Source organism: Streptomyces sp. NPDC001904, assembly GCF_040297005.1.
GTDB lineage: Bacteria > Actinomycetota > Actinomycetes > Streptomycetales > Streptomycetaceae > Streptomyces.
In genome coordinates this window covers 67,010-90,085 of sequence record NZ_JBEOYI010000021.1, presented here as the reverse complement: position 1 = coordinate 90,085, position 23,076 = coordinate 67,010, and the positions used below count along the sequence as shown (strand labels likewise).

Below are 23,076 nucleotides of genomic sequence, written 5' to 3'. Positions count from 1 at the left end.
CTGCGGTGAGCAGTACGTGAGTGGGCCCGCCCCGGGCATCCGGGGCGGGCCCACTCACGTACGACGGTCCTGCCGCTACTGCCCGGCGAACTTCTCGCTCACCGATGCGTAGACCGCCTTGGCCTCCTTGCCCAGCCGCGGACCGGCGAGCCACCCCGCCGTCACCGGGCCGATCGAGGTGTTGGACACCAGGACCGGCTTGCCGTCGGAACCCTGCCCGACCCAGCCGCCGCCCGAGGAACCGCCGGTCATGGTGCAGCCGATGCGGTACATCGTCGGGTCGGTCTCGGCCAGCGAGAGGCGCCCGGGCCTGTCCGCGCACTGGAAGAGCTTCTGCCCGTCGAACGGCGCCGCCGCCGGGTAACCCTTCGCCGTCAGCCGGGAGATCTTCGGCACGGCCGGCGCGTTGAAGTCCACCGGCAGGGCCGAACCGACCGTCTCCTCGAGGGACTTGTCGGTGGTGCCCCTCTCCGGCTTCACGTGCAGCACCGCGAAGTCGTACGAGGCTCCGGCGCCGCCGGTCGGACCGCCCTGCGCGATCCACTGCTCGGAGGTCTGCGCCGCGTCGGCCCACCAGACGCCGTACGGAGCGATCTCCTCCCGCGTGGCGCCCTCCAGTTGGGCCGAGGACCTGGCGCTGTCGTTGTACGAGGGGACGAACGCGAGGTTGCGGTACCAGCCGCCGTTCTTGCCCGCGTGCACACAGTGGCCGGCCGTCCAGACCATGTCGGACTTGCCGGGGTGCGCGGGGTCGGTGACCACGGTCGCCGAGCACTGGGCCTGGCCCTCGGGGGTGTCGAAGACCAACTTGCCCGCATACGGGACGTTCTGGTGGTACGTGGCAGGGACGGCCGCCGCCCTCACGGGCGGCGGCTCCGGGTCGGTCACTCCCTGGTCGCCGGAGAGATCACCGGCGTCGACCCGACCGCCCGGGTTCTTGTCGGCGTCGCGCATCCGGTCCGTGTCCCACAGGCCCGCGATGATGGGGTTGACGAAGTCCTGCGCCTCACGCAGCCACTTGTCCCTGTCCCAGTTCTTCCACTCGCCGTCCTTCCACTTGTCCAGATCGAACCCGTGCTCCTTGAGCCGCTCCTTGATGTCGTCCGGGATCTGGATCTTGTCCCCGCCCGCGGTCGCGGAGGCCGTCGGCTTCCCGTCCGCGTTGTCGTCGCTCGGCCCACAGGCCGTGGCGGTCAGGACGAGCGCCGCACCGAGTGCGACCGCCGCCGCCACCGGGGACGTCCTGCCGCGCGTGCTCCGGGCGCGGCGAGCGGCGAACAACGGGCGTATGGGTCGCATGTCGTGAATCCCCCTGGGCTTCTCGGTGGTTGTGCCGCCGAACGGGGTCGCCGGGCGAGCGGCGTGATCCTTCGCCCCCTCCGCGTCCGAACGGCATCCCACACTATGCCGATGCCGTCGGGGACGACCGACGGAAGGGCAACGGTTCCGTCACGGCGGGATCTTGGACGCGACGCCGTTCGTTGGTACTCGCCTCCAGGCAAAGGTCTCGTCATGTGTCGCACGAGTATCCACGCCACCGTTGCCCCCCGCTCCTGCCGTCGTTGGTACGTACGGGGGATCCGCATCAGGCGTTCAGTCCTCGACCCGTCCTGGCTCACGGCCACGGCGGGCCTCGGTCGCGCCCGCGTGGCATCGCCCCGCCCAGAGGTGAGTCGGCAGCCGTTGCCGGCCGTACATCCCAGCGGGAGGACCAACAGCCGTGGCCGTGACCGATCCTGCCCCCGTGGCGCTGCCCACCCCGCTCGACGGGGCGGCCCGCGAGGCCTCCGCATGCGACAGCGCCGCGCACGAAGGGATCCTGCGTCGCCAGTCCGCGCGGGAGTCGGCGGCCCGCACCTACGCGCGCTCGCTGCCGATCGTCCCCGTGCGGGCCCGCGGACTCACCATCGAGGGCGCCGACGGCCGCCGCTACCTGGACTGCCTCTCCGGCGCGGGCACCCTCGCGCTCGGCCACAACCATCCCGTCGTGCTCGAAGCGATCCGCAAGGTCCTCGACTCGGGCGCCCCGCTGCACGTCCTCGACCTGGCGACTCCGGTCAAGGACGCGTTCACCACCGAGTTGTTCCGCACCCTGCCGCCCGGGCTGGCCGACCGGGCCCGCATCCAGTTCTGCGGCCCCGCCGGGACGGATGCCGTGGAGGCCGCGCTCAAACTGGTCCGCACCGCCACCGGCCGATCCGGCCTCCTCGCCTTCACCGGCGCCTATCACGGCATGACCGCGGGAGCCCTCGAGGCGTCCGGCGGCGCGCAGGACGTCCGGGTCACGCGCCTGCCCTACCCCCAGGACTACCGCTGCCCCTTCGGCATCGGCGGCGCGCGCGGTGCCGAACTCGCCGCCCGCTGGACCGAGTCGCTGCTCGACGACACCAAATCCGGGGTGCCGCAGCCCGCGGGCATGATCCTCGAACCCGTCCAGGGCGAGGGCGGCGTGAACCCCGCCCCGGACACCTGGCTGCGCCGCATGCGGACCATCACCGAGCAGCGCTCGATCCCGCTGATCGCCGACGAGGTGCAGACCGGCGTCGGCCGCACCGGCGCCTTCTGGGCCGTCGACCACAGCGGCATCGTCCCGGACGTCATGGTCCTGTCCAAGGCGGTCGGCGGCAGCCTGCCACTGGCCGTGATCGTCTACCACGAGGACCTCGACGTCTGGAGCCCCGGCGCCCACGCCGGAACCTTCCGCGGCAACCAGCTCGCCATGGCGGCCGGCGCCGCCACCCTCGCCCACGTCCGCGAGAACCGGCTCGACCAGCGCGCCGCCGACCTCGGCGCCCGCATCCTCGGCCAACTGGGACAGGCCGCCAAGGAGTTCGCCATCATCGGCGACGTCCGCGGACGCGGCCTGATGATCGGCATCGAACTCGTCGACCCGGAGGGGGAGGCGTCCGGGCAGACCGCCGCCGCGGTGGACCCGGCCGACGACGCCCTCCTCGGCGCCCCGTCGACGTCGCCGCTGCCCGCGGCTCCCGCCCTCGCCGCCGCGGTGCGCGACGCCTGTCTGGACCGGGGGCTGATCGTCGAACTGGGTGGCCGACACTCCAGCGTCGTACGGCTCCTGCCGCCGCTCACCCTCACCGACGAACAGGCCGCGGCCGTTGTCGACCGGCTCACGGACGCCCTCGCCGCCGTGTCCCGGGCGGCGCACTGTCCGTAGACCCGCGGGCCCTCGCGGGGCCCTGGCGCCGGCCGGGCGACGACAAGAGTTCCGCCCTGTGTCCGGCGAGTCCTCGGCGTGCCCGTGTCCTTCGGGGCGCGGCATCGTTGCGTACCTACGGGGGATCTGCTGTCGGCGCTCAGCGCTCGGCCTGTCCTGGTGCGCGCCCGGACGGTTTCTCGGGGTTGTGCCTGCCCGCTCGTCCCGCCCACAGGTGAGTCGGCGCGTGCTGCCGACCCTTCGTCCCAGCGGGAGGACCAACAGCTGTGCCTGCGAGCGAACCGGTGCCCACGCCGCCCGTCCCGTACGGAGCGCAGACCGGGGGACCGGCGACGCCCGGCCTTCCGCGCCCCCGCACCCCGGTCCCGGCCGGTGCCGTCGCCAGGTGAGCCCGGCGCCGACAGCCGCACCGGAGCCACCGGCGCGCTCCGCAACCCGCCCCAGACCACGCCCCACCCCAGGCACCACCGGCGCACGCGGTGGCTCACCGGAGCAGAGCCGGACCACCGCCGCACGGAGCCCACCACACCGAGCAAGGAAGCACTCTTGAACGCCACTCCCGCATCCGACGGCCGTCCCCGTCCCACCGCCGGCGGAAGCTGTGACACGCAGACCCCGGAGGCGCAGGAACGCGAAACGGTTCCCCGGCAGAAGGGCGGCGGCCAAGAGGCCGAGCGTCGCGCGTCCACCGTCGACCTCCTGGACCATCCGGACGCCGACATCGCCGCCCAGGTGGCGGCCATCGAGAATCTCCTGCGCTGCTGGGTGCGCGAGAACGACATGGCTCCTCCCTCCCTCGATCTCCTACGGATCCCGCTTCCCGCCAGCGGCACCGCGCTCGTGGTCCCCATCCACTACTGGTCGCCCACCGGATGGCACCGCTTCGGCCTGCCCCGCTTCGAGAACGGCCCCCGCGGCGCTCCGTGCGTGGACGCCGTGACCCTGGCCGCCCTGCTCAGCCGGGAGTCGGCACGCACCGGAGCGGACGAGGCACCGACCGACGCCCACGGCAGCCGTCGGTACCCCCCGGCCCCGGTCCCGGCCGCCGACCCGGTCATGGCCTCGGACGTGGACCCGACGTCGGCTTCGACGTCGACCATGGCTCAGGCCCCGGAGTCCGGCCCCACCTCCTCCGACTCCGACCCGGGCCCGTCCGGCGACAGTGGCGACCTGGTCGGCCGGGTCGCCGATTCGGTGCGCCGAACCGCCGAGTTCATCGCCGACCGCCGTCGCAGGCCGACCGACGCCCCCGACACCTTCCTCGCCGCGGAACAGTCCCTCCTCCTCGGCCACCCGCTGCACCCGACACCGAAGAGCCGCGAAGGCCTCTCCGAAGCCGAGGCGCGCCTCTACTCACCCGAGTTGCGCGGCTCCTTCCCCCTGCACTGGCTCGCTGTCGCACCCGACGTCCTCGCCCACGACTCCGCCTGGACCGAACGGGGTCGTACTGTCCCCGCCGCCGACCTGACCGCGCGGCTCGCCGGCCCGGGCCTCGCCGTGCCCGCCGGACACACCGCGCTGCCGCTGCACCCCTGGCAGATCCGCGAGCTCAAGCACCGCCCGCCCGTCGCCGAACTCCTCGACGCCGGTCTGCTGATCGATCTCGGCCCGCACGGCGACCCCTGGTTCCCCACCTCCTCCGTCCGCACCCTGTACCGGTCCGGCGTGCCCGCCATGCTGAAGCTGTCGCTCGGCCTGCGCATCACCAACTCCCGCCGCGAGAACCTCCGCAAGGAACTCCACCGCGGCGTGGAGGTCCACCGCCTGCTGCGCAGCGGCATCGCCGAGCGATGGCGCGCCGCCCACCCGGGCTTCGACATCGTCCGCGACCCGGCCTGGCTCGCCGTGGACCTCCCGGACGGCAGCGCGGCCCCCGGCCTCGACGTGATGATCCGCAACAACCCCTTCGGCCCGGCCGACGACGCCTCCTGCATCGCCGGGTTCGTCTCGCCCAGGCCGCCCGTCGACATCGACGCCGCCGGTCCGCTCGGCCGCACACCGGTGGCCTCCCGGCTCGAAGCGGTCATCACCCGCCTCGCGGCCCGCACCGGCCGCTCCTGCGGCGCCGTCTCCGCCGAGTGGTTCCTGCGCTATCTCGAACACGTCGTGCGCCCCGTGCTCTGGCTCGACAGCGAGGCAGGCATCGCCCTCGAAGCCCACCAGCAGAACACGCTGCTGCTGCTCGACCCCGACGGCTGGCCCACCGGCGGCCGCTACCGCGACAACCAGGGCTACTACTTCCGCGAGTCCCACCGCGCCGAACTCGACCGCCGGCTTCCCGGCATCGGCACGCAGAGCGACACCTTCGTCTCCGACGAGGTCACCGACGAGCGGTTCGCCTACTACCTCGCCATCAACAACGTCCTCGGCCTGATCGGCGCCTTCGGATCCCAACAGCTGGCCGACGAGCGGGTGCTGCTCGCGGCGTTCAGGCGCTTCCTGACCGAGGCCGCCACCGGCCCCACCCGGCTGCGCAGCCCGCTGCCGGCCCGGCTCCTCGACACCCCGACGCTGCGCTGCAAGGCCAACCTGCTCACCCGGCTGCACGGCCTCGACGAACTCGTCGGCCCGGTCGACACCCAGTCCGTCTACGTCACCATCGCCAACCCCCTTCATTCCTGAGCCCCATGTACCTGAGGACCACGCCCGACACGACATCCTGAGAGGAGCGTCGCCGTGCCCCCGACCGACGCGAGCACCGACGCCGGCACCACTCCTGTCGCAGCCCCCGACGGCAGCTCCGCGGACTCACCCGAACCCGCACACCGCCCGGAGAGCAGCGACTGCCAGGACACCCTTGACCTGCGCCTGCCCGACGAACTGATCGCGCTCATCGCCGAGCAGGACACGTCCCGCCCTGCCCGTACCAGCCCGGACGGCGCCCACCACGAAGCCTCCGGGGACACCAGGCTCGAAGCTCAGGCCCCTGCTTCGGCCCCGGTGGCCAGAGCGTCCTTGGCCAAGACCCCCGTCACGACAGCCCATGCCGAGCACGATCTCCTCGACGACGTGGGGGAGTGGGGCCCCGTCACCACCGGCGTGGGCGTCTTCCAACTCGTCCCCGCCCGCATCGACCGCGACCTGGTGCTCATCAGCCGCTGGATGAACGACCCGGCCGTGGCCGCGTTCTGGGAACTGGCCGGCCCCGACGAGGTCACCGAGCACCATCTGCGACCCCAGGTCGAGGGCGACGGACGCAGCGTGCCCTGCCTGGGCGTCCTGGACGGCAAGCCCATGAGCTACTGGGAGATCTATCGGGCCGACCTCGACCCGCTGGCCCGCCACTACCCAGCCCGCCCGCACGACACCGGTGTCCATCTCCTCATCGGTGGTGTCGCCCATCGCGGCCGAGGACTCGGCACCAAGCTGCTCACGGCCGTGTCCGACCTCGTGCTCGACCATCGCCCGCAATGCGCACGCGTCGTAGCAGAACCAGACCTTCGCAACACCCCCTCCGTGTCCGCCTTCTTGAGCGCCGGGTTCCGCTTCTCCGCCGAGGTGGACCTCCCCGACAAACGGGCCGCGCTCATGGTCCGCGACCGGGCCTTGCGCGCCGTGCTTCAGCCCAGTCACTCTCAGTAACGATGCTCGACCTCATCCGGTTCCCGCCCGAGGAGTCCCCGTGCTGAATCCGTCCGTCGTCCCGAGTTCCGGAGAGCCGCCCGTCCTCTACACCCCGCCCGAACTCACCCCCGACGCCTGGAACCGGGCAGGCGCACGGCTGCTGGCCAAGCTGATCGGCGAGTTCGCCTACGAGGACATCCTTCGCCCGGTGGCCGATGGCATAGAGCCGTCGGTGGAGACCACACACACCGGCTATGCCCTGGCCGTCCCCGGCGGCGGGCAGCCCCGAGCCGACGATCCCGGAGACGGAACCGCGGACGGCGGAGTGCTCCGATTCCGGTCCCGCCGTGGCGCCTACGGCAGCTGGCAGGTCGACCCGACGAGCATCACTTGGACACCGGCGCCGACCACGCAGTCGGACCCCGAGCCCCAGGCCCGGCCCCTCACCGACCCCCTCGCGTTCCTCGTCCGCGCCAAGGACGCCCTCCGCCTCGACGGCATCACCCTCGGCCACATCATCCGCGAACTCACCGTCACGCTCGCCGCCGACGCCCGGCTCGATCACACCGCCCTGACCGCGGCCCAGCTCGCCGACCTCGGCTATGCGGAACTCGAAGGACACCAGACCGGCCATCCGTGGCTCGTCCTGAACAAGGGACGCCTCGGCTTCTCGGCGACCGACACCGCGCTCTGGGCCCCCGAGGCCCGCCGCCCCACCAGGCTCCCGTGGATCGCCGTCCACACCGACCTGGCCGCCTACCGCGGTGCGACGGGCGCGGGTCTGGAGTCCTCCGACGTCCTCTACGCCCGTGAACTGGACGCGGAGACACGGGAACTGTTCGCCGCGACACTGCGCGAGCGGGGCCTGGACCCGACGTCGTACCTCTATCTCCCCGTTCATCCCTGGCAGTGGGACGACGTCGTGCTGCCGCTGTTTGCGTCGGCCGTCGCGGCGGGCGAGATCGTCCCACTTCCCGCCGACGGCGACCTGCGCCTTCCGCAGCAGTCGATCCGTACGTTCCTCAACGCCACCCACCCCGAGCGGCTGACGGTGAAGCTGCCCCTGTCCATTCTCAACACCCTTGTCTGGCGCGGGCTTCCCACCGAACGCACCCTCGCGGCACCCGCCGTCACCACCTGGATGCACGCACTGCGCGACGCGGATCCCTTCCTGCGGGACGAATGCCGGGTCGTCCTGCTCGGAGAAGTGGCCTCGGTGGCCGTCAGCCATCCCCTCTACGACGGACTCGACGAAGTTCCCTACCAGTACAAGGAATTGCTGGGCGCGATCTGGCGGGAGCCGGTGTCCCGGCAGCTCGCCCCGGGGGAACGCGCGCGGACGCTCGCCTCCTTGCTGCACACCGACTCCGAGGGGCGCGCGTTCACCGCGGAACTGGTCACCCGCTCCGGCCTCGACCCGAGGACCTGGCTGCGCAGGCTCTTCGCGGCCCTGCTGCCACCCCTGCTGCGCTTCCTCTACCGCTACGGAACGGTGTTCTCGCCCCACGGGGAGAACGCCATCGTCGTCTTCGACGACCAGGACGTCCCCGAGCGGCTCGCGGTCAAGGACTTCGTGGACGACGTGAACATCAGCGCGGTCCCCCTCCCGGAGCACGACGCCATGCCGCAAGAGGTTCGCGATGTGTTGCTCACGGAGCGTCCCGACTTCCTCACGCAGTTCATCCATTCCGGTCTGTTCGTGGGCGTCTTCCGCTACCTTGCTCCGCTGTACGAGGAGCAACTCGGCGTGCCGGAAGACGAGTTCTGGTCGTTGCTGCGTGCCGAGATCCTCCACCATCACGCCCGCTTCCCCGAGCTCAAGGACCGCTACGAGATGTTCGACCTGCTCACCCCGCAGATCGAGCGCCTGTGTCTCAACCGCAACCGGCTGCACCTCGACGGATACCGCGACCGCGCCCACCGCCCGCACGCCGCCGTGGAGGGCACCGTCGACAATCCCCTGCACCAGCTGTGATCGCAGGATTGTCAGTGGGGCCCCTTAGGGTGGTCGAGCTATGACGAAGCCCTCTCTCCCCGATCTCCTGCACGCCGCCGTGACCGCTGTCGGCGGCACCGAGCGGCCTGGCCAGGTCACCATGGCCGAGACCGTCGCCGAGGCGATCGACGACGGTTCCCATCTCCTCGTCCAGGCGGGCACCGGCACCGGAAAGTCGCTCGGCTATCTGGTGCCGGCCCTGGCTCACGGGGAGCGCGTCGTGGTGGCGACCGCCACCCTGGCACTGCAGCGCCAGCTCGTGGAGCGGGACCTGCCACGCACGGTCGAGTCCCTGCATCCCCTGCTGCGGCGCCGCCCCGACTTCGCCATGCTCAAGGGCCGGTCGAACTATCTGTGCCTGCACCGGCTCCACGAGGGTGCGCCGCAGGAAGAGGAAGAGGGCCTGTTCGACCAGTTCGAGGCGGCCGCGCCGACCAGCAAGCTGGGCCAGGACCTGCTGCGGATGCGCGACTGGGCGGACGAGACGGAGACGGGGGACCGCGACAATCTCACCCCTGGCGTCTCCGACAAGGCGTGGTCGCAGGTGTCCGTCTCCTCGCGCGAGTGCCTCGGGGCGTCGAAGTGCGCGTACGGGCAGGAGTGCTTCGCCGAGGCGGCCCGCGAGCGCGCCAAGCTCGCCGATGTCATCGTCACCAACCACGCGCTCCTTGCGATCGACGCGATCGAGGGCGCCCCGGTGCTGCCCCAGCACGAGGTGCTGATCGTGGACGAGGCCCATGAGCTGGTCTCCCGGGTCACCGGTGTCGCCACAGGCGAGCTGACACCCGGGCAGGTCAACCGTGCGGTGCGCCGCGCCGCCAAGCTCGTGAACGAGAAGGCCGCCGACCAGCTCCAGACCGCTGCCGAAGGCTTCGAGCGGATCATGGAGCTGGCTCTGCCGGGCCGCCTCGAAGAGATCCCCGAGGACCTGGGATACGCGCTGATGGCCCTGCGCGACGCGGCCCGCACCGTGATCACAGCCCTCGGCACCACCCGGGACAAGTCCGTGCAGGACGAGGACGCGGTGCGCAAGCAGGCCCTCGCGTCGGTCGAGACGATCCACGACGTGGCGGAGCGGGTGACGAACGGCTCGGAGTGGGACGTCGTCTGGTACGAGCGCCACGACCGCTTCGGCGCCTCGCTGCGCGTCGCCCCCATGTCCGTATCGGGACTGCTGCGCGAGAAGCTCTTCACGGACCGCTCGGTGGTGCTGACCTCGGCGACCCTGAAACTCGGCGGGGACTTCAACGGGGTGGGGGCCTCGCTCGGCCTCGCCCCCGAGGGCACCACGGGTGACGACCTGCCCGTATGGAAGGGCGTCGACGTCGGCTCGCCGTTCGACTACCCGAAGCAGGGCATCCTCTACGTCGCCAAGCACCTGGCCCGCCCCGCGCGCGAGGGCACCCGCAGCGACATGATGGACGAGCTGACCGAGCTGATGCAGGCCGCTGGCGGCCGCACCCTCGGGCTCTTCTCGTCCATGAGGGGCGCGCAGGCCGCTGCCGAGGAACTGCGCAGCAGGATTCCGGAATTCCCGATCCTGCTCCAGGGCGAGGACACCCTCGGAGAGCTGATCAAGGCCTTCGCCGCGGATCCGAAGACCTGTCTCTTCGGCACGCTCTCCCTGTGGCAGGGCGTGGACGTGCCGGGCGCCAGCTGTCAGCTGGTGGTCATGGACAAGATCCCGTTCCCCCGTCCCGACGATCCGCTGATGAGCGCTCGCCAGAAGGCTGTGGAGGACGCCGGCGGCAATGGGTTCATGGCGGTGGCGGCGACCCACTCTGCCTTGCTGATGGCCCAGGGCGCGGGACGTCTGGTCCGTGCGACGGGCGACCGGGGTGTCGTCGCGGTCCTCGATCCCCGTCTGGCGACGGCCCGCTACGGCAGCTATCTGCGGGCCTCCATGCCGAACTTCTGGTACACGACGGACCGCAATCAGGTGCGCCGCTCCCTGGCTGCGATCGACGCGGTCGCCAAGACCGACGAGAAGTGACCCACGATCCGGGGCCCGGCGCGGACAGCGCTGGGCCCCGGAACCGGCGCAGTTGGTTCCGGGGCCCGGTCAGGGAGGAGCGTCACACGCGCCGCAGAACGGCCACCACCTTGCCCAGGATGGTCGCCTCGTCACCGGGAATCGGCTGGTACGCGGAGTTGTGCGGGAGCAGCCAGACGTGGCCGTCCTCGCGCTTGAACCGCTTGACGGTGGCCTCGCCGTCGAGCATCGCCGCGACGATGTCCCCGTTCTCCGCGACCGGCTGGCGGCGGACCGTGACCCAGTCGCCGTCGCAGATCGCGGCCTCGATCATCGAGTCGCCGACGACCTTGAGCACGAACAGCTCGCCGTCCCCGACCAGCTGCCGGGGGAGCGGGAAGACGTCCTCGACCGACTCCTCGGCGAGGATCGGCCCACCGGCGGCGATCCGGCCGACCAGGGGCACGTACGAAGCGGCCGGCTTACCGGTCGTGTCCGTCGGCTGCGCGCTGGGCTGGTCCGAGCCGCGGACCTCGTACGCCCGGGGGCGGTGCGGGTCACGGCGCAGGAAGCCCTTGCGCTCGAGCGCCATCAGCTGGTGAGCGACCGACGACGTGCTGGACAGGCCCACCGCCTGGCCGATCTCGCGCATGGACGGCGGGTACCCCCTGCGCTGCACCGAGTCCCGGATGACCTCGATCACGCGGCGCTGGCGGTCCGTGAGTCCCGAACTGTCCGCGCGGATTCCTGGAGGTCGGCCGGGCAGGGAGCGACCCGGCTTGGGCCCCTCCTGGCTCATGGCTGCGTCATTCATGGCATGCACCGGCTCGAGTCGGCCCTGGGCGCGGCCCTGGGCAGTGATGGTGGCACTGTCTGCGGTCGTGGTCACGTCGGTCGGCCCCTCTCGAGAATGTCTCCCTAGCTAGCCAACGGTAGTTCCTTTCGAAAGGTTGCGCCAAACACACGTTCGAGTGAAAAATCGCAGATTACTTGTTGTGATCATGCGCATAGGTGTATGGCTGCCCTCGCGGGAGAGCGGCAATTCGGTTTAATCCGGTACGATTCTCCGCCGGGACCGAGACCCGCCGAGCGGGCTCGCCCAGTCTGCCATTCACCGCCCCGCCGATCGGGCACCGCCCCTGTTTTCGCGTGCGTCGCACCGCTGGGGCCTGTGTTCTGCGGGATGGGCCCGTGGCGCGCCAGGAGCCTTGAGGCCCACGACACGCGCTAGGGCCGGAAAAGCGGCCAAACCCCAGATGTAGTGGTTGGATTGCGGCAGCAGCCCAGAAGTTGTGGTCCCTGGTCTTCCGAGGCCGTGGCCATCACCTATGCTGGGGGCTGCTTCGAGAGGCGGGACCAGCCTCTTGGGGCTATCGCGTCGTGCCGTTGAAGGAGGGTTGGGAGTAATGCACTGCCCCTTCTGTAGGCATCCCGACAGCCGTGTCGTCGACAGCCGCACCACCGACGACGGCACATCGATCCGCCGGCGCCGTCAGTGCCCGGACTGCTCCCGTCGTTTCACGACGGTGGAGACCTGCTCACTGATGGTGGTCAAGCGGAGTGGCGTGACCGAACCCTTCAGCCGCACCAAGGTCATCAACGGCGTACGCAAGGCGTGCCAGGGCCGGCCGGTGACCGAGGACGCCCTCGCCCTGCTCGGCCAGCGGGTCGAGGAAGCGGTGCGGGCCACCGGCAGCGCCGAACTGACCACTCATGACGTGGGCCTCGCCATACTGGGCCCGCTTCAGGAGCTCGATCTCGTCGCCTATCTGCGTTTCGCGTCCGTGTACCGGACGTTCGACTCGCTGGAGGACTTCGAGTCGGCGATCGCGGAACTGAGGGAACATACGCCCGGCGCGGGAGCGGACGGCCCGGGCGGAGAGTGCGCAGAGGGTGACGGCGGACCCGGAGGGACTGGCGGTGTCCCCGTGGTCCCAGTGCCCGCGCACGCCGCCGACTGACCGGCAGGGGCCGGGCGGCGGCGAACCACAGACCTGTTGCGGGCGGCAAGAGCGGCGTCCGCAGCACAAGACACACACAGTGCCACGGGAAGATCGAGGCACTTTAAGGCGTTTTAGCCTGATATGGGAGGCGGCATGACAGAGACGGCGAGCGGCCCGGCACGAGGTTCCCGTACCAAGGGATCCAAGGCGACCAAGGGTCTGCGGATCGAGCGCATCCACACCACCCCCGGCGTGCACCCGTACGACGAGGTGGAGTGGGCGCATCGCGACGTCGTCATGACCAATTGGCGCGACGGCTCGATCAACTTCGAGCAGCGTGGCGTCGAGTTCCCCGAGTTCTGGTCGGTGAACGCGGTCAACATCGTCACCAGCAAGTACTTCCGCGGTGCTGTGGGTACTCCGCAGCGTGAGGTGAGCCTCAAGCAGCTCATCGACCGCATCGTGAAGACGTATCGGAAGGCCGGCGAGGACTACAAGTACTTCGCGTCGCCCGCCGATGCCGAGATCTTCGAGCACGAGCTGGCGTACGCGCTCCTGCACCAGATCTTCAGCTTCAACTCCCCGGTGTGGTTCAACGTCGGCACGCCGCAGCCCCAGCAGGTCTCCGCCTGCTTCATCCTTGCCGTCGACGACTCCATGGAGTCGATCCTCGACTGGTACAAGGAAGAGGGCATGATCTTCAAGGGCGGCTCCGGCGCCGGCCTGAACCTCTCCCGTATCCGCTCCTCCAAGGAACTGCTGTCCTCGGGCGGCAACGCCTCGGGGCCGGTCTCCTTCATGCGCGGTGCCGACGCCTCTGCAGGAACGATCAAGTCGGGTGGCGCCACGCGCCGCGCGGCCAAGATGGTCATCCTGGATGTCGACCACCCCGACATCGAGGACTTCATCGAGACCAAGGTGAAGGAAGAGGAGAAGATCCGCGCCCTGCGCGACGCGGGCTTCGACATGGACCTGGGCGGCGACGACATCACGTCCGTCCAGTACCAGAACGCCAACAACTCGGTCCGCGTGAACGACACGTTCATGAAGGCGGTCGAGGCGGGCGGCAAGTTCGGCCTCACCTCGCGCATGACCGGCGAGACCATCGAGGAGGTCGACGCCAAGTCGCTCTTCCGCAAGATGGCCGAGGCTGCCTGGGCCTGTGCCGACCCCGGCATCCAGTACGACGACACCATCAACCACTGGCACACGTGCCCGGAGTCCGGCCGCATCAACGGCTCGAACCCGTGCAGCGAGTACATGCACCTGGACAACACGTCCTGCAACCTCGCCTCGCTGAACCTGATGAAGTTCCTCAAGGACGACGGCAAGGGCAACCAGTCCTTCGACGTCGACCGCTTCGCCAAGGTCGTCGAGCTGGTCATCACCGCGATGGACATCTCGATCTGCTTCGCGGACTTCCCCACCGAGAAGATCGGTGAGAACACCCGCGCCTTCCGTCAGCTCGGCATCGGCTACGCGAACCTGGGCGCCCTGCTCATGGCGACCGGCCACGCCTACGACTCCGACGGTGGCCGCGCCCTCGCCGGCGCCATCACGTCGCTGATGACGGGTACGTCGTACAAGCGCTCCGCCGAGCTGGCCGCGGTCGTCGGCCCGTACGACGGCTACGCCAAGAACGCCACCCCGCACCAGCGCGTCATGAAGCAGCACGCCGACGCCAACACCACGGCCGTCCGCATGGACGACCTGGACAACCCGATCTGGGCCGCCGCCACGGAGACCTGGCAGGACGTCGTCCGCCTCGGTGAGAAGAACGGTTTCCGTAACGCCCAGGCGTCCGTCATCGCGCCGACCGGCACCATCGGTCTCGCGATGTCCTGCGACACCACCGGCCTCGAGCCCGACCTCGCCCTGGTCAAGTTCAAGAAGCTGGTCGGCGGCGGCTCGATGCAGATCGTCAACGGCACCGTCCCGCAGGCCCTGCGCCGCCTGGGTTACCAGGAGGAGCAGATCGAGGCGATCGTCGCGCACATCGCCGAGAACGGGAACGTCATCGACGCCCCCGGCCTCAAGCCCGAGCACTACGAGGTCTTCGACTGCGCGATGGGCGAGCGCTCCATCTCCGCGATGGGCCACGTGCGCATGATGGCCGCGATCCAGCCCTGGATCTCCGGCGCCCTCTCCAAGACCGTCAACCTGCCGGAGACGGCGACGGTCGAGGACGTCGAAGAGGTCTACTTCGAGGCGTGGAAGATGGGCGTCAAGGCACTCGCCATCTACCGCGACAACTGCAAGGTCGGTCAGCCCCTCTCCGCGAAGAAGAAGGAGCAGGAGAAGACCGAGGTGACCGCGAAGACCGAGGCGACGATCCGCGAGGCCGTCGAGAAGGTCGTCGAGTACCGCCCGGTCCGCAAGCGCCTCCCCAAGGGCCGTCCCGGCATCACCACCTCCTTCACGGTGGGCGGCGCCGAGGGCTACATGACCGCCAACTCCTACCCGGACGACGGTCTGGGCGAGGTCTTCCTGAAGATGTCCAAGCAGGGCTCCACCCTCGCGGGCATGATGGACGCCTTCTCCATCGCCGTCTCGGTCGGCCTCCAGTACGGTGTGCCGCTGGAGACCTACGTCTCGAAGTTCACCAACATGCGCTTCGAGCCGGCCGGTATGACGGACGACCCGGACGTGCGGATGGCGCAGTCGATCGTCGACTACATCTTCCGCCGCCTGGCGCTCGACTTCCTGCCCTTCGAGACGCGCTCCGCGCTCGGCATCCACTCGGCCGACGAGCGTCAGCGCCACCTGGAGACGGGTTCGTACGAGCCGTCCGAGGAAGAGGTCGACGTCGAGGGCCTGGCCCAGTCGGCGCCGCTCGCCCAGGAGCTGAAGGCTGTCGAGACGCCGAAGGCCGAGGCCGCCGCCGTGGTGCCCGCTCCGCAGCAGGCGCACACCAGCGCCGAGCTCGTGGAGATGCAGCTGGGCATCCAGGCCGACGCCCCGCTCTGCTTCTCCTGCGGTACGAAGATGCAGCGCGCCGGCTCCTGCTACATCTGCGAGGGCTGCGGCTCGACCAGCGGCTGCAGCTGATCTGAGGACCCGGTCCGACCGAGAGGCCGGACCGGTCGCCTTATCTGAGGGCGGTGGAACCCCGGTGGTTCCGCCGCCCTCAGGCATGAGTGGCCTGCGACCGCGCTACAGGGCGCCCATCGCCGAGGCGAAGGCGTTCAGGTCACCGTCGAAGCCGTGGACGACCTCCTGGAACGTCCACTCGCCGTCGGCGTCCCGGGTGAACTCCGCAACGGTGGTCGCCGAGTGTGCTGCCACCGCGGAGAGATCGTGCTCCGACAGATCGGTGTACCCCTCGCGTATGCGCACGGCCGTGCTCGCCACGTTCCAGAACGTCTTCGGCCTGCCGGACGGCTGCTCGTTCTGCTGGAGGGCGACCCCCACCACCACGCGCGTGTACTGCGAGCCCAGGCGGTCCAGTTCGAGCGTCATGACCTCGTCGAACCCGAACCCCTGACCGTTCCGGCTGTCCCGGTTCAGGACGATCGTCCCGTCCGGGGAACGACTGTCGAAGTGGACGACATAGGCCGGGGTGCCGCGCGGATCCTCACGGGTGTACGTGGCCGCGACCAGGTCCAGGTCGTCGGGTGGCGAGCCGATCGGGCTCGGGTCCCACTTCAGACCGATCTCGACCTTCTCGATCCCCTTGCGGAGACTGCTCACCGAACTCCCCCTTCACGGTGCGATATTGAGTGCTCCTCATACGCTACGTCGTCCCACCGACAACAGTGAGCCGGTCTCCGTCCACGAGGCCCGTCGCGAACGAGACGTTCAGACAAGCGAGTTCCGCTCTGTGATCGGTCGTGGGTTCGATGCTCCGTCGCCTCAAACCGCTCGTCCCTGGGCCAAGAAAAAGCACTGCAGCAGAGAGTGACCCCATGTCACGTACCGCGCCGTACGATGGCGCGGTGCTGGTCAAGTGGATTCGCTGCACTGTGGTGGACCGTCGGGGGTTCGAGCGGGGGCAGCGGAAATGGGCGGGGCTCCTCGGGGAGCCGGGGTTCCGGGGGCAGGGCGGGGGATGGAGCAGGCAGCGGCCGGATGTGGCCCATGTCTTCGGCTTCTGGGAGAGCCGCGCCTTCTACGACTCCTTCATGGCGCGCGCCCACGACCGGCTCGCGGCCGGCCAGTCCGGCACGTACAAGGACATGCAGGTGAGGCTCTTCGACTACCGCTTCGATGTGAAGACCGGTTTCGAACCGCACTTCACGGACGCGGACGTGGTGCGGGTGGCGCACTGCAGAGTCCATGCCGAGCGGGCTGAGCACTACACCTTGATGCAGCAGAAGGTGTGGAACCCGGCGATGGCCGGCTCGCCCGGTATGGTCCGGGGGCTCTTCGGCGCGGCGTCCGACGAGGAGTTCCTGGTCCTGTCCATGTGGCAGTCGGCGGCCGAGCGCGGCAAATACCAGGTGGGCGGAGTGGAGCGGCTGTCCCTGCGGGCCGAGACGGACGCCGACGTCTCCGCGGTCTCCGGCGACATCGTGCGACTGGAGCCGGCCTGGACGGTCTGAACGTGCCGCCACGCGCGCGTGCCGCACGATCTACGCCGGACGGGCCGTACGAGTGCTCGAACCGGACGGATCCGATCTAGGGTCGAGGTATGGCACGACCGCGGCGCATCGTTCTTGTCCGGCACGGCGAATCCGAGGGGAACGCCGACGACACCGTCTACGAGCGCGAGCCGGACCACGCTCTGGCGCTCACCGAGACCGGCTGGCGGCAGGCCGAGGAGACCGGAAAGGAACTGCGTGACCTGTTCGGCCGTGAGCGGGTGAGCGTCTACGTGTCGCCCTACAGGCGCACGCACGAGACGTTCCGGGCCTTCCGCCTCGACCCCGATCTGGTGCGGGTGCGGGAAGAGCCGCGCCTGCGGGAGCAGGACTGGGGAAACTGGCAGGACCGCGAGGACGTGCGGCTCCAGAAGGTGTACCGCGACGCTTACGGGCACTTCTTCTACCGCTTCGCGCAGGGCGAGTCCGGAGCGGACGTGTACGACCGGGTCGGCGCCTTCCTGGAGAGCCTCTACCGCAGCTTCGAGGAACCCGACCATCCGCCGAACGTGCTCCTCGTGACGCACGGCCTGACCATGCGGCTCTTCTGCATGCGGTGGTTCCACTGGACCGTCCAGGACTTCGAGTCGCTGTCCAATCCGGGGAACGGTGAGACCCGGTCGCTCGTTCTCGGGGAGAACGGTAAGTACGCACTCGACAGAGAATTCGAGCGCTGGTGCGAACCGCGGCCCTACGGGGTCACCGGATAGAGTGGTGGAGCGATGATCGCTGACTCCTCTCCCGACCGGCGCATGGACCGCGCCCTGGCCAGCCTGCGTGGACTCTCCGTGGGAGACGCGCTGGGGTCCCAGTTCTTTGTCCCCGCGAACTATCCGCTGCTCAAGCGCCGCGCCCTGCCGGACGGCACCTGGCAATGGACCGACGACACCGAGATGGCGTGTTCCGTGGTCGCCGTCCTCGCTGCCCACGGCCGGATCGACCAGGACGACCTGGCGCGCTCCTTCGCCGAACACCATGACTTCGACCGTGGCTACGGCCCCGCGGTGAACCGGCTGCTGCGACAGGTCCGGGAGGGCGGCGACTGGCGAGCGCTGGCGTCCGCCCTGTTCAACGGACAGGGGTCGTGGGGGAACGGCGCGTCGATGCGGATCGCCCCGCTCGGCGCCTACTACGCCGACGACCCCGAGCAGGCCACTCATCAGGCCGAGATCTCGGCGTACCCGACGCACCAGCACCGTGAGGCCGTCGTCGGCGCGATGGCCGTGGCTGCCGCGGCGGCGTTGGCGGCTGCCCCACAGGGGCCGCCGGCCACCCCGCACGACCTGCTCGACGGAGTGATCGCGCTGGTGCCGCGCAGCGCGGTGCAGGCCGGTCTGCGCCGTGCCAGGGACATGCTCGACTACGGCGATCCGGGCACGGTCGCCGCGGTGCTCGGCTGCGGGCGGCGGACGACCGCGCACGACACCGTGCCGTTCGCCCTCTGGTCGGCGGCGCGTGGGCTCGGAGACTTCGAGAACGCCTTCTGGAGCACCGCCCAGGTGGGCGGAGACCTGGACACGACCTGTGCGATCGTGGGCGGAATCGTCGCCTCGGGCCAGGGCGGGGAGCCCTCGCCCGAGTGGATCGAGCGCACGGAGTCGCTGCCGCAGTGGACTCTCGCCGCGCCCTCCCGGTGAGCGGCCCTCTCCCACGCATTCAGCGACCTGCGTCACGGTGACCACGGGGCCGGTCCCGCCCCCGATGACAGGAGCGGGACCGGACCTTGCGGCCGTGATCGGGGGACGTGCCGCCGCCTATGCCTACAGGGCCGGAACGCCGCTGAGCGACTCCATGTCGCTCTTGCGTACGCGGATGACGACCGTGGCGACCACCAGGGCGAGCACACCCATGGCGGCAGCGGGGATGAAGGCCGTCGATATCCCGTGGGAGAGCACTTCGTGGCTCCACGGGGCCGGCACCTGATGCGTCTTGGCGAACGCGGCCTTCTGCTCAGGGCTCGCCTGGGACATGAACGTCGCGACCTGCTTGGTCGCCTCGTCGCGACTGGCGGTGCCGAAGACCGTGGTCAGGATGGACAGCCCGAGCGAGCCGCCGACCTGCTGCGTCGTGTTGAGCAGGGCGGAAGCCGCGCCCGCCTCGTGCGGCGCCACTCCCGAGACGGCTGTGACCGTGACGGTGACGAAGTTGAGTCCCATGCCGAAGCCGAAGACCAGCATCGGCCCGAGCACACCGCCCACGTACGAGCTGCCCGAGTCGACCATCGACTGCCACGCCAGCCCGATGGTGACCATCGTGGCGCCGGTGATCAGGAACGGCTTCGGACCGAGCGTCGGCAGCAGCCGCTGGGATATCCCCGCACCCAGGGCGATCACGACGGTGACCGGCAGGAAGGCCAGGCCGGCGCGGATGGGGGAGTACCCCAGTACGTTCTGCACGAAGAGCACGATGTAGAAGAACATGCCGAACATCGCCGCGGCGAGGCTGATCATGATCACGTAGGTGCCGGAGCGATTGCGGTCGGCGAACATCCGCAGCGGGGTGATCGGCTCCTTGGCGCGGGACTCGACGAGGACGAAGGCGACGAGGAACACCACGGCCGCGGCGAACGCGCCCAGGGTGAGCCCGTCGCGCCAGCCGTCGGAAGCGGCCCTGATGAACCCGTAGACGAGCGCGACCATGCCGAGGGTCGAGGTCAGCGCGCCGGTGAGATCGAAGCGGCCGGGGTGGCGCTCGGACTCCTTGATGTAGCGCGGGGCGAGGGCGGCGATCAGTATGCCGATCGGCACGTTCACGAACAGCACCCAGCGCCAGTCCAGCCAGTCCGTGAGGACACCGCCGGCCAGCAGTCCCACGGCACCGCCGCCCGCGGAGACGGCGGCGAAGATGCCGAACGCCCTGTTGCGCTCGGGGCCTTCGGGGAAGGTCGTGGTGATGAGGGCGAGCGAGGTCGGCGAGGCGATCGCGCCGCCGACGCCCTGGAGCACGCGCGCCGCGAGCAACTGCCAGGGTTCCTGGGCCAGTCCGCCGAGCAGTGAGGCGAAGGTGAAGAGCAGGATGCCGGTGATGAAGACCCGGCGGCGCCCCAGGATGTCTCCGGCCCGGCCGCCCAGCAACAGCATTCCGCCGAAGGTGAGGGTGTAGGCGCTGACCACCCACGTCAGGTTGGTGGTCGAGAAGTTGAGTGCGGTCTGGATGTGCGGGAGGGCGATGTTCACGATGGTCGCGTCGAGCACCACCATGAGCTGGCAGGCGGCGATCACCGCGAGGGCGATGCCGGGCCGTGGTGAGCGTGCGGTCGGCTTCGGCGTGGTGGGCATGGGGTCGTGCGTCTGGATTTGATCGTGCGTCACAGGATGTCCCCCAGAGGCGAAGTAGTGAACGTGACCGTTCACTAATCGAGACCATAGCGAGCCGCCCCGTGTGAACACAAGCGTTCTCTAACGGAGTTGACTCCCATGAGTGGTCCGGGGTTGAGGGGCTCGCTGGATGTCTGATGCAGGCTTGCTCGGGCCGGTGGTGCGGCCTGGTGATTTCCATGCCCGGGCCGTCGAAAGAAGCTCCCTCGCCTGACATCCTGGTGGCAGGGCGAGGCTCGGCCGGGCCCAGTGATCTCGTGTCGACGGAGAGGTTGTCACCATGGATCCCCCACGGGAGCGCTGCTGAACGTGCCCGTCCGTTGCGCCTCGACGGTGGTGGGTCCCCTTCGCCGGACTTGATCGTTCGCCGAACCCGCCACCCGCGTCCGGACCGCTCCCGAACCGCTCAACGGAGAGAAGAAGATGGTTACTTCGCGCTGGACTGCCGACCCCTCCCGGTCGTCCGCCTCCCTGCGCAGGCGTGGCCCCGTGCTGGAGCGGGCCATCCTCGAAGCCACGCTCGACCAGCTCAGCACGGTCGGGTGGAACGGCCTCACCATGGAGGGAGTCGCCGCCGGCGCGCAGACCGGCAAGGCCGCGGTGTACCGACGCTGGCCCTCCAAGGAGGACCTCGTGATCGACGCCCTCCAGGCCGGGCTCCCGCAGGTGGACTCCGTGCCGGATCTCGGCAGCGTGCGCGAGGACCTGTTGGAACTGTGCCGGCAGATGCGCGACGCCATGTTCTCGCGCCCCGGCTCTGCCCTCCTCTCCGTCATTCACGAATGCGACACCCTCACCGCGGAACGCTTCCACGGCGTGATCATCCAAGGGGTGATCGAGCCTGGCGTGGAGCTGATCAAAGAGGTTGTCGGCCGCGGAATCAAGCGCGGGGATGTGCGGCAGGATGCCACCGACGCCGCGGTCTGCGATGTCATCCCGGCGATGATGATGTACCGGTCCAAGGTGTGCGGAAGCGAATGGCGGGACGAGGACCTGGTGGAGCTGATCGACCAGGTCATGGTCCCGCTCCTGGTGCGGCACGCGGACTGAGGCGAGCCGGGTGTCGCGCCGGAGGCTCGGCGGCGTACGCTGTCTGGCGCCATGCCGTACGAAGCCCCCACCCACACCGTCGAGCGCTCATTGCGCGCCACTACCGGTGCCAAGATCATTGCCGGTGTCGACGAGGTCGGCCGCGGAGCCTGGGCCGGACCGGTCACCGTCTGCGCCGCCGTCACGGGGTTGCGTCGCCCGCCGGAAGGACTCACCGACTCCAAGCTGATCAGTCCGAAGCGCCGTGAAGCGCTCGCGGACGAGCTGGAGGGCTGGGTCACCGCGCACGCCCTGGGGCACGCGTCCCATGGCGAGATCGACGAACTCGGGATGACGGCGGCCCTCCGCCTCGCCGCCGTGCGTGCTCTCGAGAGCCTGCCGGTGCGACCCGACGCCGTCATCCTCGACGGGAAGCACGACTATCTCGGTGCTCCCTGGCAGGTCCGGACGGTGATCAAGGGGGACCGTTCCTGCATCTCCGTCGCCGCGGCGTCGGTGATCGCCAAGGTTCGTCGCGACAAAATGATGGCCGAACTGGGTCTCGACCATGCAGACTTCGGGTTTGCGGCCAACGCCGGATACCCGTCGCCGGTGCATCGCGCCGCGCTGGAGGAGCGGGGCCCCACCCCGTACCACCGGCTTTCGTGGGCGTATCTTGATGCGCTGCCCCAGTGGCGGCACCTCAAGAAGGCCCGCAGCTGGGCGGAGGCAAGCGCTCCGGAGATCGAAGGTCAGCTCGGCTTCGACTTCTGACCCTTGCGTTCGCACTGATGTGCCACCCGCTGGCGCGAACCACACCCACGTTTGATAGATATCAACTCATGCCTCTCATTCCCGAGGAGCCTCAGATTCACGAGAGCGCCCAGGGTCCCCGCGCCACGCCGGCCAGCAGCCGCACCGCGCCGACCCCCCGTCCTGTTCCCGGCCCGCGTCCCGCGGTGCCGTCGCGACCCGGTCGTCCGGGTCCCGCAAGGCCCGCACCGCCCGCGCAGCGCACCTCGCGCGAGTCGGCCGGGTCCCCGACGTCGGGGCCGAAGGTCCCCGCCGTCCCTTCGACTTCGGCCGCCCAGCCGCAGATCCAGCTCATTCCGGCCTCGGTCGAGGGTGCGTTGGATGCCGCTGAGGAAGCTGTCGACCTGCTGCTCGACACCGGTCGCGCGCCGGGCGAGGTGCTGGTGATCACCACGGGTGACCCGCACCCGTGGGCCGCGCACGAGCTGTCGTTCGGCGAGGCCGCCTACTGGGCGCAGCACGACGCGGGAGACGACGTCTTCTACGCCGATGCCGCTGCCCTGAGCCGTGCCACCGCGCGCCCCGTGGTCGTGGTCGCACTGAACGGTGGCGTCGACGAGACGGCCGCGACGGCACTGCCGCTCGCGCTCGGCCGGGCCGGTGCCCTGCTGGTCGTCTGTGGCGACCCGCAGCGCATCAACTCGCTGCTCGGCGCCGGAGTCTGACGCGCGGCTTGCCGGCTGCCCG

General features: G+C 70.0%; 17 protein-coding genes. 13 read left to right on the top strand and 4 right to left on the bottom strand.

All coding sequences use genetic code 11. The features are described 5' to 3' along the window. Positions 1-75: 75 nt before the first annotated feature. Positions 76-1,299 (bottom strand): trypsin-like serine peptidase, encoded by a 1,224-nt coding sequence (locus ABT127_RS28530; protein ID WP_351455890.1) that lies wholly within the window; start codon positions 1,297-1,299, stop codon positions 76-78. 421 nt (positions 1,300-1,720) lie between these two features. On the opposite strand from ABT127_RS28530, the gene ABT127_RS28525 reads away from it, so the two are divergent. The 5 genes from ABT127_RS28525 (at position 1,721) to ABT127_RS28505 (ending at position 10,728) form a co-directional block, all read left to right on the top strand. Beyond that, a complete protein-coding gene (locus ABT127_RS28525) occupies positions 1,721-3,175 on the top strand; it encodes a diaminobutyrate--2-oxoglutarate transaminase family protein (RefSeq protein ID WP_502971800.1) in 1,455 nt (484 codons plus the stop codon). A 546-nt stretch (positions 3,176-3,721) separates the two neighbouring features. Further along, on the top strand, positions 3,722-5,797 hold the full coding sequence (locus ABT127_RS28520; protein WP_351455887.1) for an IucA/IucC family protein: 2,076 nt from the start codon (positions 3,722-3,724) through the stop codon (positions 5,795-5,797). 54 nt (positions 5,798-5,851) lie between these two features. Then, complete coding sequence (locus ABT127_RS28515; RefSeq protein WP_351455884.1) at positions 5,852-6,757, top strand: GNAT family N-acetyltransferase; 906 nt, start codon at positions 5,852-5,854, stop codon at positions 6,755-6,757. Between the two features lie 40 nt (positions 6,758-6,797). Further along, the gene (locus ABT127_RS28510; RefSeq protein ID WP_351455882.1) at positions 6,798-8,714 is read left to right on the top strand and encodes an IucA/IucC family protein; all 1,917 of its coding nucleotides are present in this window, start codon (positions 6,798-6,800) and stop codon (positions 8,712-8,714) included. Positions 8,715-8,754: 40 nt separating this feature from the next. Further along, on the top strand, positions 8,755-10,728 hold the full coding sequence (locus ABT127_RS28505; protein WP_351455879.1) for an ATP-dependent DNA helicase: 1,974 nt from the start codon (positions 8,755-8,757) through the stop codon (positions 10,726-10,728). 82 nt (positions 10,729-10,810) lie between these two features. Here the strand turns inward: ABT127_RS28505 and lexA are convergent, their stop codons facing one another. Further along, entirely contained in the window at positions 10,811-11,596 is a 786-nt protein-coding gene (lexA, locus tag ABT127_RS28500) for a transcriptional repressor LexA (RefSeq protein ID WP_351455876.1), read from the bottom strand. Between the two features lie 517 nt (positions 11,597-12,113). Between lexA and nrdR the strand changes: the two genes are divergently transcribed. Both nrdR and ABT127_RS28490 read left to right on the top strand, forming a co-directional pair. Continuing rightward, entirely contained in the window at positions 12,114-12,668 is a 555-nt protein-coding gene (gene nrdR / locus ABT127_RS28495; protein ID WP_351455873.1) for a transcriptional regulator NrdR, read from the top strand. A gap of 135 nt (positions 12,669-12,803) precedes the next feature. Beyond that, a complete protein-coding gene (locus ABT127_RS28490) occupies positions 12,804-15,698 on the top strand; it encodes a vitamin B12-dependent ribonucleotide reductase (protein ID WP_351455871.1) in 2,895 nt (964 codons plus the stop codon). Positions 15,699-15,803: 105 nt separating this feature from the next. Here the strand turns inward: ABT127_RS28490 and ABT127_RS28485 are convergent, their stop codons facing one another. Continuing rightward, entirely contained in the window at positions 15,804-16,340 is a 537-nt protein-coding gene (locus tag ABT127_RS28485; protein ID WP_351455868.1) for a TerD family protein, read from the bottom strand. Between the two features lie 245 nt (positions 16,341-16,585). Here ABT127_RS28485 and ABT127_RS28480 point away from each other — a divergent pair, with 245 nt between their 5' ends. The 3 genes from ABT127_RS28480 to ABT127_RS28470 all read left to right on the top strand — a co-directional run bounded on the left by ABT127_RS28480 (position 16,586) and on the right by ABT127_RS28470 (position 18,867). Beyond that, positions 16,586-17,191 (top strand): YdbC family protein, encoded by a 606-nt coding sequence (locus tag ABT127_RS28480; protein WP_351456022.1) that lies wholly within the window; start codon positions 16,586-16,588, stop codon positions 17,189-17,191. An 89-nt stretch (positions 17,192-17,280) separates the two neighbouring features. Beyond that, a complete protein-coding gene (locus ABT127_RS28475) occupies positions 17,281-17,940 on the top strand; it encodes a histidine phosphatase family protein (protein WP_351455866.1) in 660 nt (219 codons plus the stop codon). A gap of 12 nt (positions 17,941-17,952) precedes the next feature. Beyond that, positions 17,953-18,867, top strand: a complete 915-nt coding sequence (locus ABT127_RS28470) for an ADP-ribosylglycohydrolase family protein (protein ID WP_351455863.1) — start codon at positions 17,953-17,955, stop codon at positions 18,865-18,867. A 123-nt stretch (positions 18,868-18,990) separates the two neighbouring features. On the opposite strand, the gene ABT127_RS28465 is transcribed toward ABT127_RS28470, so the two are convergent. After that, positions 18,991-20,508, bottom strand: a complete 1,518-nt coding sequence (locus tag ABT127_RS28465; RefSeq protein WP_351455860.1) for an MFS transporter — start codon at positions 20,506-20,508, stop codon at positions 18,991-18,993. Positions 20,509-20,970: 462 nt separating this feature from the next. On the opposite strand from ABT127_RS28465, the gene ABT127_RS28460 reads away from it, so the two are divergent. The 3 genes from ABT127_RS28460 to ABT127_RS28450 all read left to right on the top strand — a co-directional run bounded on the left by ABT127_RS28460 (position 20,971) and on the right by ABT127_RS28450 (position 23,054). Beyond that, positions 20,971-21,597: a TetR/AcrR family transcriptional regulator gene (locus ABT127_RS28460; protein ID WP_351455857.1), complete on the top strand. Its 627-nt coding sequence runs from the start codon at positions 20,971-20,973 to the stop codon at positions 21,595-21,597. Positions 21,598-21,648: 51 nt separating this feature from the next. Then, complete coding sequence (rnhB, locus tag ABT127_RS28455) at positions 21,649-22,350, top strand: ribonuclease HII (protein ID WP_351455855.1); 702 nt, start codon at positions 21,649-21,651, stop codon at positions 22,348-22,350. 68 nt (positions 22,351-22,418) lie between these two features. Continuing rightward, complete coding sequence (locus ABT127_RS28450; RefSeq protein ID WP_351455852.1) at positions 22,419-23,054, top strand: hypothetical protein; 636 nt, start codon at positions 22,419-22,421, stop codon at positions 23,052-23,054. Positions 23,055-23,076: the final 22 nt, after the last annotated feature.

Excerpts from the sequence above, each read along its gene's own strand:
- ABT127_RS28530 (WP_351455890.1), bottom strand. The coding sequence starts at position 1,299 with ATGCGACCCATACGCCCGTTGTTCGCCGCTCGCCGCGCCCGGAGCACG.
- ABT127_RS28505 (WP_351455879.1), top strand. The coding sequence starts at position 8,755 with ATGACGAAGCCCTCTCTCCCCGATCTCCTGCACGCCGCCGTGACCGCT.
- nrdR (WP_351455873.1), top strand. The coding sequence starts at position 12,114 with ATGCACTGCCCCTTCTGTAGGCATCCCGACAGCCGTGTCGTCGACAGC.
- ABT127_RS28490 (WP_351455871.1), top strand. The coding sequence starts at position 12,804 with ATGACAGAGACGGCGAGCGGCCCGGCACGAGGTTCCCGTACCAAGGGA.
- ABT127_RS28475 (WP_351455866.1), top strand. The coding sequence starts at position 17,281 with ATGGCACGACCGCGGCGCATCGTTCTTGTCCGGCACGGCGAATCCGAG.
- ABT127_RS28470 (WP_351455863.1), top strand. The coding sequence starts at position 17,953 with ATGATCGCTGACTCCTCTCCCGACCGGCGCATGGACCGCGCCCTGGCC.
- ABT127_RS28465 (WP_351455860.1), bottom strand. The coding sequence starts at position 20,508 with ATGCCCACCACGCCGAAGCCGACCGCACGCTCACCACGGCCCGGCATC.
- ABT127_RS28460 (WP_351455857.1), top strand. The coding sequence starts at position 20,971 with ATGGTTACTTCGCGCTGGACTGCCGACCCCTCCCGGTCGTCCGCCTCC.
- rnhB (WP_351455855.1), top strand. The coding sequence starts at position 21,649 with ATGCCGTACGAAGCCCCCACCCACACCGTCGAGCGCTCATTGCGCGCC.
- ABT127_RS28450 (WP_351455852.1), top strand. The coding sequence starts at position 22,419 with ATGCCTCTCATTCCCGAGGAGCCTCAGATTCACGAGAGCGCCCAGGGT.